Here is a 10,408-nt window from a genome sequence, read left to right as displayed (position 1 = left end):
GTGAACCATTGCTACCAGAGAAGGCCCGATTTTAAAGCCGCTATTGAAGCCAACAACCTGCAGGCGCAGATCAGCGTACCGGATGATGGCGCATCCTGGAGTTTATAGTGCTATTTACTAGACACCTTCCTTGCTTTGCAGGCGCCGCACATGCAGCCCCTGCAGTATATCTATTACCATAAAATAACCGCGCACCAACACATATAAGTAATTAATTATCAACGATCTAATCAAGATACGGCATTTAATTATTTTTCCCTTTTTCCTACTGACATAATGCTGTCACAACCTGGTGGTTACTTTGTATCATCAAGCAAATGATAACGGATATGACCAGCAATATGCATATGAATATTTATCAGCAATGGCCCGAAACGCCGGCAGCACCACGCTCACTATGTGGCACTGCTGCGCTGCCGCGGGAATGGGCGGTAGATACTTACACTGCTGAAGTGGATGAGGAAAAAGATCCCGCAGACCGGTTCTCCCAGGATGAGCTGGTAGAGATCATCGCGCAATACCTCTTTTAATGGATGCAATTACCTCAACATGGCTTCAGGCCAAAATAAAAACAGGCGTTTAAACCATAAGTTTAAACACCTGCTTCTTTTGTAACCATTAACCCCGGATCATCCACGTCTCAAAAACCCCACACCGCACAGGAATGTTAATGGCCTTTATATATACGCTGCACTAGCTTTATGCTTTCCGCTTTATGCTTTACGCCTTCAAATATTTCTTCAGCTCCGCAGCGGCATGCTCAAACAGGGAGCGCACGGTAGGTAGCTCTGCCAGAGGGTTCAGCAGGCCAAAGTCATGGATCATACCGTTATAACGTACTGTAGTCACCTTCACACCGGCTTCGTCCAGCTTGCGGCCATATGCTTCACCTTCATCACGCAGAATATCGTTTTCCGCTACCTGTATCAATGCCGGAGGTAACCCTTTCAGGTTTTCCACGGAGTTGCGCAGAATAGCCAGGTGCGGCTCTTTACGCTCATCAGCATCCGTAGTGTACTGGTCAAACATCCATTTCATTAAAGAAGTGCTCAGGAAGCGGTCTTCGCCATACTTCTGGTAAGATTCCGTTTCAAAATTGGTATCTGTTACAGGCCACATCAGGATCTGTAATTTAATATCCGGACCACCTTTTTCTTTCGCCATCAAAGCCGTTACACCGGTCATGTTACCGCCAACGCTGTTGCCTACTACTGCGAGTCTTTTACCATCTACATTAATTTCGCTGCCATGTTCTGCCACCCATTTGGTAGCCGCATAAATTTCGTTAATAGCCTGTGGGTATTGGGCTTCGGGAGAAGGGGTATAGTTCACAAACACCGCAGCTGCACCGGAAAGCACTACCAGGTCGCGCACCATCCGTTTGTGGGTGGGATAATCGCCCAGGATCCAGCCGCCGCCATGGATAAAAATAAATACCGGCAGGGTTTCGGTTGCACCTTCAGGGCGCACAATATTCAGCTTCACCGTGTAACCATCTGCGTTAATAGTTTTTTCTGACTCTTCAATGCCTGACAGGTCTACTTTTACAGAGTTCTGCACCGTTACCAGTACATTACGGGCATCTTCCTTGGAAAGGCTTTCTACCGGGGCGCCACCGGAGTTTAATACTTTTAGTACGGCTTTGGTACCGCTGTCAAGATGAGGATCTGTTGCATAGTTGGCTACGGCGCTGTTCTTTTCTACGATGATTGTGTTACTCATGATGCTGGATTTTTTAAAGATGATGGATTTGGGATTTATTGAAGGGGATATCTGATACCACACGATCGCAGGTTCACGGGCCTTTATAAAGATACCAGAATATCCCGGTCAATTATATATGGAGAGCTATTATTATAAAATTATTTTAGGCTTTAGCGGCATGTAAAGCAGGGGCCAGGGGGAAGTCAATGGGGATGCCCGTTACACCGTACAGCAGGTTAGTGATGGTTTTATCGCCTACCAGCAGGATGGTATCTACCAGGTTCTCTTCTGTATAACCGGCGGCAAAAAAGTTGTCAACTATTTCAGCATCGGCCTTGCCACGTTTTTCAGTCAGGTTCTTAGCCAGTTTCACCAGGGCATCCAGCTTAGGGTCAAAAGGCGCTTCACCACCGCGGATCTCCAGGATCTGCTCATCGGTAAAACCATTCAGCTTACCGATCACAGTATGTGCGCTTAAACAATAGTCACAGCTGTTCACTTCACTTACTACCAGGTTAACGGCTTCTTTTTCTTTACCTTTTAAAGAGCTTTTGGCGCCATTCAGGGCCAGGTAGGCGCCCAGGCCATTTTCAGAATAGGCCATGGTGGCGTATAAGTTAGGCACTTTACCTATACCTTTTGCTAATTTATCAAACAGCTGCTGGTTAGCGGGAGATACATTTTCTTTGGCGGGAACTTTGAACGTTTTCATTTTTTATCGTTTTAATTTTTATCGTTGTTGTTGACGATGTAAAATTGCTACGATTTCAGTTCTTTTAAAATGGACACTCTTCCCGAAGATTTGCCGATTTTTCCCTACGCCCTGTTTTGTAGTGATCTTTTGAAGTCAGAGGGGCTCAGGTCTGTTTGGTTCTTAAAGAAACGGCTAAAGTGCCCGGCATCCTCAAAACCCAGCTCCAGCGCTATTTCCTTGGCCGATCTTTCGGTATAGTAGAACAGGCGTTTGGCTTCCTGGATAATCCTTTCCTGGATGATCTGCAGGGGCGACCGCTGGTTATACAGGGCAAACAGGTTGGAAAGTGTTTTGGGCGATTTGTTGAGCGCATTGGCATAGAACTGCACCTGGTGCTGCTGCTTATAATGGTCCTCCACCATCAGCGTAAAGTGGCGGATAATATCCAGCTTGTTCTTGTTGATCTTCTCCGGGTCTATATATTGTTTTTTGGCCAGGCGGGTTATTTTAATGATCAGCCTTACCAGCAAGGTACGCAGCATAGTGGCCTGGATCTCATCTTCATCCGCCAGCTCGTCTTTAAATACCTCCAGCAGGGCCTGGATCTTATGCTCCTCCGCGTCATCTATATGAATGAACATGGGCTCTGATGCCCCAAAGATGAAGCCTATGCAGCTCACTTCCTTGTCGTGGTCAATAATACAGTAAAAGTCGCGGTTAAACTGCCAGCCGGTAATATCCTCCGGCTTTTCAAACCGGAACGACTGGTTAATGACCAACGGCAGAATGGCATTGGCCGGAAAGGTATAGCTGATCTCATCTATCACCACCTGCTGCGCCGGGCCCCGGTTCCAGGCAATGGTAAGGTATTTTGTTTTGCTGTCGCGGGTAAAAAAGTACCGGTCAAATTGCGGTTCATTGATCACTAATAGCAGCTCTCCGCCAACAGCGGGGTCTTTGAATATCATCTTCATCTGTCTGTCCTGTATTATTGCTGCAAAAATCGGATTTACCGGCGGTATTTCATCCCCCCGGCAAATTATAAAATACAGGGCCGGACGCTTATATTTGACAGATAAGCTAATCCACGTATGATCTTACGCACGTTCACGCAGGCAACCCTGTTAGCGCTGATGCTGGCCGCCTGCCGGCAGCCCTCTACCCACCATGATTACAGCGGCTGGCGCACTTATGCCGGCTCCAAAGACGGCAACCGTTATTCATCCAATGACCAGATCAATACCGGGAATGCAGCTAAGCTGCAGGTAGCCTGGACCTACAGCTCCCACGATAAAGACCCGGACAATCATTCCCAGAACCAGTGTAATCCTGTTGTGATAGATGGAGTGCTGTATGGCACCTCTCCACGCCTGAAGCTACTGGCGCTGGATGCAGCCACCGGCGCACCCAAATGGGTATTTGACCCCGCCAGCCTGGAAGACACTACCAATGCCGATCCCATGGCTTTCTTTAAAGTAAGCCGGGGTGTTATGTACTGGCAAAGTGAAGACGGGAAAGATAAACGCATCCTTTACAGCGTAGGCGAAAAGGTATATGCCATTAACGCCGTTACCGGTAAGCATATCAGCAGTTTTGGCGAAAAGGGTTATGTGGATCTTTCCAAAGACCTGGACCGTGATACCGCCAGCTATAATCCCTTTATTGCAGCTACCACGCCGGGTATCATCTATAAGAACCTAATGATCATTGGCATGCGGGTAGCAGAATCTGCGGATGCAGCACCCGGCCATATCCGCGCCTACGACGTGCTTACCGGCAAACGGGTATGGATCTTCCATACTGTTCCCCAACCCGGTGAAAAAGGTTATGATACCTGGGACGATAAGGATGCCTGGAAAAAGTTCGGCGGCGCCAATAGCTGGGCCGGTATGTCGTTAGATGAAAGTACCGGCATCCTGTATGTGCCTACCGGGTCTATCGGGGGCGATTTTTATGGCGGCATTCGCAAAGGAGCTAACCTGTATGGCAATTCGCTGATAGCGCTGGATGCCGCTACGGGCAAATACAGCTGGCATTACCAGTTTGTGCACCACGACCTCTGGGACCGTGACCTGGCGGCCAATCCCAACCTGGTGACCATTACCCATAATGGTAAAAAGATCGAAGCCGTAGCGCAGGTAACCAAGCACGGGTACATCTTTTTATTTGACCGCAGCAACGGCCAGCCCGTATTTCCGGTAAATGAAACACCGGTACCAGCCTCTGACCTGCCGGGAGAAGTTGTGTGGCCCACGCAGCCCATCCCCAGCCTGCCGGAACCTTTTGCCCGCCAGCATTTTGATTCTGCCGATGTATTTGGCATTACACATGAATCATATGAATTGCTCATGGAAAAATTCCGCCAGGTGAAATACAATGCCATGTTCACACCACCCAGCAAAGCCGGCGTATGGATCTTCCCGGGTTTTGATGGCGGCGGCGAATGGGGCGGTGCAGCCGTGGATCCGGAAACCGGTATTTTGTATGTGAACAGCAGCGAGCTGCCCTGGTCATTAACCATGATAGATATGCCGGCAAAAACGGCAGACGCCTCTCCCAAAAACCTGGGCAAAGCGGTGTATGGAAAATATTGCGTGGCCTGCCATGGGCCGGAGCTGAAAGGCAATGGCAGCTCCTACCCTTCCCTGGTAGACATAGATAAAAAATATTCCGCTGCACAGGTGCAGGAAATTATTACCCACGGCAAGAACATGATGCCTGCTTTTAAAATGGAGAATGATGAAAAACAGGCGCTGCTGGCCTTTTTACTGCACCTGCAGGAAAAACAGCCTGCCATACCGGCCACTAAAAAAGAGATGCCGAAAGAGCCCGGCAGCACAGACAGCATGCGCATGAAAAAAAGTATCCTGGATGAAGTGCCTTATACCATGACGGGCTATAACCGTTTCCTGGATAAAGACGGCTATCCCGGTATTAAGCCGCCCTGGGGCACCCTGAATGCTGTAGATCTGAACAGCGGTAAGCTGTTATGGAAAGTACCCCTGGGTGAATATGCAGAGCTTACAAAAAAAGGCTTTCCTGTAACCGGTACTGAAAATTATGGCGGGCCTTTGGTTACTAAAGGCGGAGTGATATTTATTGCAGCTACTAAAGATGAAAAGATCCGTGCGTTTGATAAAGCTACCGGTAAAGTTTTGTGGGAAGCGCCTTTGCCCGCTGCAGGCTATGCAACGCCGGCTACTTATATGGCAAATGGTAAACAGTACGTGGTAATTGCATGCGGCGGTGGTAAAATAGGGAGTAAGTCGGGAGATACGTATGTAGCGTTTGCGCTGCCGGAGTAACGAGGGTACTAAACTTAAAGAATGTAAAGTGGAATGTAACGGAAAGGGACTACGTTCCACTTTTACATTTAAGATTTAAAATTTTACATTTTACATTATCTCACTCTCGTCCAAAAGCCACTCTCAGCTCGTCTTTTGCTTTTTCCAATACATTCTTTTGCCGCTTCGGCAAATTCTTTCCTGCCCGGTTAATATAAAAAGTTAACATAGACATAGCCGACCTGTACGGGCTGGATTTACGCCGGTGGCTTTTATTGGCGGATGATTTCAGGGACTGCGCAATCTCCTTCGGATCATGTGATTCAAAAATGTTTTTCTTCAGGTCAAGCGCATCACTGTTCTCTGTTACCTCAGCAGACCATTTCCGGGTACTTTTATGCGGTGCGGCTTTTTTATGTGCAGGCATATCACAAATTTTTTGATGATCAGATCCTATTTATGCAGGGCAGATGCTTTATGCGCGGCGGTTTCCCCGCTTTTCTCACTTTCCACTTCATATTGTGGCTCGCTGGCAGATGCACGGTGTGTTACGCCTTTAAACGTAAAATCTTTGGTGTGCACCTTAATGATCTTACCGGTAGATGGGCCGCCGGATGATTTCCAGTGAACGGTATCGCCCTTTTTGAAATGCTTTTCCATATCCCCAAAAGGAGAAAAATCGCGCCAGTTTGCGCTTACACCGCAGCCAGCAAGTGTATTGCGGCCTTTTATAAACAATGTGTTGCCGTTTATAGACAATCTAATAGATACAAACAGCCTGATGGGGAGCACCGGTAAGGAACCGCTGTAGGCATCGTTTTGGGCCCCCTGTTGTTGATGGCTACCCTATTCAAATTCTTTGATTAATAATAGCCAGACTCCCTCCTTTAAGGGGCGCCTCCTGCTATCCAGCTCCCTACCCCGGGCGCCTCCGTTTTCAGTTGTTTGAATTTTGCAATTATACGTTTGAACCGCGTAAGCTCCCGCATGGTTCCCTGCGCTAATTTTGTTCCATCAAAAACACAAACATATGAACAGCACAAAAACATGGTTTATTACCGGCGCCTCCAAAGGTTTAGGTCTTTCCTTTGTGAAGCAGCTATTGCAACAAGGCCAGCAGGTAGCAGCTACCTCCCGGAATATAAATGACCTGATCTCCGCGGTAGGTGAAAATGTGGAAGGATTTCTTCCGCTGGCTGTTGATATTAAATCAGAAAGCAGCGTACAAAATGCCGTTGCCGCTACTATTCAACATTTCGGACGTATTGATGTAGCGGTGAACAATGCCGGTTACGGCCTGGCAGGCAGCCTGGAAGAACTCTCCGACGCCGAAAGCCGCGACAACTTTGATGTAAATGTATTTGGCACCCTGAACGTAATACGCGGTGTACTGCCGTATATGCGTGAACAGCAGGCAGGCCATATCATCAACATTTCTTCTATTGGCGGTTTTATCGGTACGTTCCCCGGCTTCGGTATTTATTGCGCTACCAAATTTGCGGTAGACGGGCTTTCAGAATCTTTGTCAACAGAAATAAAAGAGTTTGGTATAAACGTCACTATTGTATCACCGGGTTATTTCAGAACGCAGTTCCTGACTGCCGATTCCCTGCGGGTACCTGCTAACGAAATTGCCGCCTACAAAGCAGTAAGAGCCGCGCAGGAACTGCACCAGCAGGACATAAACGGTAACCAGCCAGGCGACCCGGAAAAAGCTGTAGCAGCAGTGATCCGCATTGCCAATGAAAAAAATCCGCCTTTACACCTGTTCCTGGGAGAAGACGCTTATGAATTAGCGCATAAAAAAATAGCCGCTATTGAAAAGGACATGGAAGACTGGAAAACCCTCGCTACTGCTACTGCGCATGAAGCAGTTAATGCATAGCACAAACATTTAAAACTATACTGTATGCAAACACCTTCCCCTTACACCGGCATGTGGATGACGAAAGATGGCCACATCCGCCAGGAGCTGTTACCCAATGGCCGGTATGATGAAGCAAGAGGCACCCGCCAAAGCGCCTACACCGGCAGCTATACCATTAATGGTGATCATATAGAGTACCAGGATGATTCCGGCTTTAGCGCCGATGGCGATTTCCGGGATGGGGTATTATACCACGGCGGTTATGTGTTCTATAAAGCTGAGATGTAAGTACTGTAAACGTTTTTCATTCGCTGGAAACACTGTTTAATATTAATGCCACACCGGCCAGGTGTGGCATTAATGTTATTTACCCCATCCGTTTATAACCATCCCCCCGGGAAAAATACCCCCTCTATCAATGGTGATTATCCCGTTGTTACGCTTGTTCTCCACAGCTACTTTTACAGCAACAAATAACCTCAAAGCAAATCTGTTTTTAAATTCAAAACAATGAAAAAGTTGATCATCGCCGCAACGGGCTGGCTGTTACTGGCCGCTGCACTGGCTTTTTATGCCTATGGCATTCAGCAGGCCATCTCTTTATCCTGGGGCAGCCAGGAAGTTACAGACACCAGTTATCCCAAAGTACTAGCCACCATGATAGGCGCAATACAAGCCCTGTTACTCACCAACCTGGGCGCCATACTTGGTATCTCTGTGGCAAAGCCCAACTCCGCATTATCCCGCTTTGTAATGCTGGGAAAACCAACAGCAGCATTGGAGATACCTGCTCCGCTGGATATAAAAGAGCAGATCCAGCTGTTTGCGCTCATTTGTTATTTCCTGAGCCTTATTGCCTGCATGGTCGCCTGGATCCATGAAGGATTTTCCACCAATCCCAAAGAAGTAGTTACAACAGTTACAGAATCAGGCAACATGTTCGTAGGTGTAATACTGGCTTACGTAACCGGTATTCTGAGCAAGTAATCAATTTGAGGACAATACATAAAACCCCTTATCATGTTAACGATCTTTCTTGCACTCGTTAGTGAATCCCAGAAAGTTGGGTTTTCAGAAGTCACACAAATAGCGGCTGCTATTCAAAAGCAGATCACACGCGACTTTAGCCCGGTATGGAATATACCGGCTACCATGGATGCCTTTTCCCGGCTCGAAGACATTCCGCCTGACTACTGGGCCATTATTATCCGCGATGATATTGGGGTGGATGCAGCCGGCATTCACCTCGACAGGAACGGCCAGCCTTATGCGCTGGTATTAGCCAGCAATGCAACGGCGCTTACCGTAAGCCATGAGGTGCTGGAAATGCTGGTAGATCCTTTCGGCGACCGCTTCATTGCATCGCAGTCCATTAAACCCGGTCAGGGACGGGTGAACTACCTGGTAGAAGCCTGCGACCCCTGCGAAGGCGAACAGTTTGGCTACCGTATCAATGGCATTCTGGTATCAGATTTTTACACCCCCAACTATTTCGACCCTGTTTTCAGCCCTGCTGTCCGCTACAGCTTTACAGGCGCCATTACGCAACCCCGTCAGGTATTGAAGGATGGTTATATATCCTGGCGTATACCTGAAACCGGCGAATGGTGGCAGGGTATTTTTACTTCGGATGAACTGGCCTTTCGATCCATTGGTGTACTCAGTAAAGCAAATAACATGTCGTGGCGGCAAATAATAGACAAAACCACCAAAGAGCCGCTGAAAGAACTCATAGCGAAAAACAAGATCGCAGATCAGCCACTGGCTGTAACCATGATGGCGCCTGCATTCAGGGCTGTATCTGCCGGGTGGGCGGCACAGCTCCGTGAGGATATTAACCAGGCCATCGGCAAGTAAATATTGGTACACACATTCTTACACAATCCCAAAACAATTTACTATGAAACACATTTTCTGTATTATTTGCACCTTATCGGTTTTTTATTGTTCTGCGCAGGAAACGCTTAACTACGATATGGCTACCGGCAAATTTGATCCCGCAGTAAAACAGTATATAAAAGAAGGTACGGCCCTTAGTCTTGGATTTAAAAACATAAACCCTTTTGCATTTACAGTAACGGCCGGTTTTGCCGAAATAAATCATAATTATGAAGATGGTATGAGCACCGTGCAATCCGGCCTTAATACCATTGGCGGCATTACCAATAAAACAGCCGATAACCAGGCTGCCCTAACGGTTATGAAAGCCAAAGCGCAAAAGCTGGTAAGCCTGGATGGTATTAAGAAACAGGATGTAGATAAAAGTAAAACCTACTTCGATAAAAAGAAGGGGCTGCTGGATGACATTAACAGCGCTTTTAAAGATATAGAACAACAGATCATCAGCATTAATGCGGTTATGAATATGGATACCCTGCTGAAGGTAGCCATGAACGACCCTGCCAATAACTCTGCTGCGAAAATGAAGACTGCTGTTTTTGGACCCGTAAGTGTTTACAGGATCAATACACCGGAAGATATTCCCAGCATTACAAGATCGGGCGTACAATCTATAAACAACCATTTGCAGGATATTTCCCGCAAAGCTGCCTCACTGGAATTATTAAGCGATGCCTTACCGAAAGATGCAGCAGCAGTGGAAAAAAAGAGAACTGCCGCACTGGTTGACTCTATTAACAAAAAGGTAACCACGCTGGGTAACGTATACTCCGGCGCCAACGCCTCCGTATTACAAAGAAATGCCGGTTTATTATCCCAGAACGCCACCCGTTTAATGAATGCAGATTATAACATTGCGCCGCAGAAAGTGGCTACTGCAAAAGGCGATTTTATAGAAGTCAGCGGTTCATTAAAAGATCATAAAGATAAAACGGTGTTAACAATTGAACCGTTCAGAAT

Annotated in this window: 12 protein-coding genes; 7 read left to right on the top strand and 5 right to left on the bottom strand. The window is 47.3% G+C overall.

Annotation, left to right across the window (positions count from 1 at the left end; translation table 11 throughout):
* Positions 1-329: 329 nt before the first annotated feature.
* The gene (locus VIM87_RS14390) at positions 330-530 is read left to right on the top strand and encodes a hypothetical protein (protein WP_331997668.1); all 201 of its coding nucleotides are present in this window, start codon (positions 330-332) and stop codon (positions 528-530) included.
* A 190-nt stretch (positions 531-720) separates the two neighbouring features.
* Here the strand turns inward: VIM87_RS14390 and VIM87_RS14385 are convergent, their stop codons facing one another.
* The 3 genes from VIM87_RS14385 to VIM87_RS14375 all read right to left on the bottom strand — a co-directional run bounded on the left by VIM87_RS14385 (position 721) and on the right by VIM87_RS14375 (position 3,372).
* On the bottom strand, positions 721-1,722 hold the full coding sequence (locus VIM87_RS14385) for an alpha/beta hydrolase (protein WP_331997667.1): 1,002 nt from the start codon (positions 1,720-1,722) through the stop codon (positions 721-723).
* A gap of 145 nt (positions 1,723-1,867) precedes the next feature.
* Positions 1,868-2,416, bottom strand: a complete 549-nt coding sequence (locus tag VIM87_RS14380; protein ID WP_331997666.1) for a carboxymuconolactone decarboxylase family protein — start codon at positions 2,414-2,416, stop codon at positions 1,868-1,870.
* Positions 2,417-2,520: 104 nt separating this feature from the next.
* Positions 2,521-3,372: a helix-turn-helix domain-containing protein gene (locus VIM87_RS14375; protein WP_331997665.1), complete on the bottom strand. Its 852-nt coding sequence runs from the start codon at positions 3,370-3,372 to the stop codon at positions 2,521-2,523.
* Between the two features lie 117 nt (positions 3,373-3,489).
* Here VIM87_RS14375 and VIM87_RS14370 point away from each other — a divergent pair, with 117 nt between their 5' ends.
* Positions 3,490-5,703, top strand: coding sequence for a PQQ-binding-like beta-propeller repeat protein (locus tag VIM87_RS14370; RefSeq protein ID WP_331997664.1), 2,214 nt, complete (start codon positions 3,490-3,492; stop codon positions 5,701-5,703).
* A gap of 100 nt (positions 5,704-5,803) precedes the next feature.
* On the opposite strand, the gene VIM87_RS14365 is transcribed toward VIM87_RS14370, so the two are convergent.
* Together VIM87_RS14365 and VIM87_RS14360 are read right to left on the bottom strand one after the other, a co-directional pair.
* Entirely contained in the window at positions 5,804-6,109 is a 306-nt protein-coding gene (locus VIM87_RS14365) for a DUF3175 domain-containing protein (RefSeq protein ID WP_331997663.1), read from the bottom strand.
* A 26-nt stretch (positions 6,110-6,135) separates the two neighbouring features.
* Entirely contained in the window at positions 6,136-6,420 is a 285-nt protein-coding gene (locus tag VIM87_RS14360; protein ID WP_331997662.1) for a DUF2945 domain-containing protein, read from the bottom strand.
* 292 nt (positions 6,421-6,712) lie between these two features.
* On the opposite strand from VIM87_RS14360, the gene VIM87_RS14355 reads away from it, so the two are divergent.
* From VIM87_RS14355 to VIM87_RS14335, 5 genes are all read left to right on the top strand, one after another.
* Positions 6,713-7,567 carry an oxidoreductase gene (locus VIM87_RS14355; RefSeq protein WP_331997661.1) on the top strand — a complete coding sequence of 285 codons (855 nt, stop codon included), beginning with the start codon at positions 6,713-6,715 and terminating at the stop codon, positions 7,565-7,567.
* A gap of 24 nt (positions 7,568-7,591) precedes the next feature.
* A complete protein-coding gene (locus VIM87_RS14350; RefSeq protein ID WP_089920749.1) occupies positions 7,592-7,837 on the top strand; it encodes an Atu4866 domain-containing protein in 246 nt (81 codons plus the stop codon).
* Between the two features lie 222 nt (positions 7,838-8,059).
* Entirely contained in the window at positions 8,060-8,536 is a 477-nt protein-coding gene (locus tag VIM87_RS14345; protein ID WP_331997660.1) for a hypothetical protein, read from the top strand.
* Between the two features lie 33 nt (positions 8,537-8,569).
* A complete protein-coding gene (locus tag VIM87_RS14340) occupies positions 8,570-9,406 on the top strand; it encodes a hypothetical protein (protein WP_331997659.1) in 837 nt (278 codons plus the stop codon).
* A gap of 43 nt (positions 9,407-9,449) precedes the next feature.
* A partial coding sequence (locus VIM87_RS14335; RefSeq protein ID WP_331997658.1) for a hypothetical protein occupies positions 9,450-10,408 on the top strand: 959 nt, incomplete at its 3' end.

Source organism: Chitinophaga sp. (genome assembly GCF_036569125.1).
In the GTDB taxonomy this organism is placed as follows: Bacteria; Bacteroidota; Bacteroidia; order Chitinophagales; family Chitinophagaceae; genus Chitinophaga.
The sequence above is the reverse complement of the archived record's forward strand: the minus strand, read 5'-3'. Positions and strand labels throughout refer to the sequence as shown.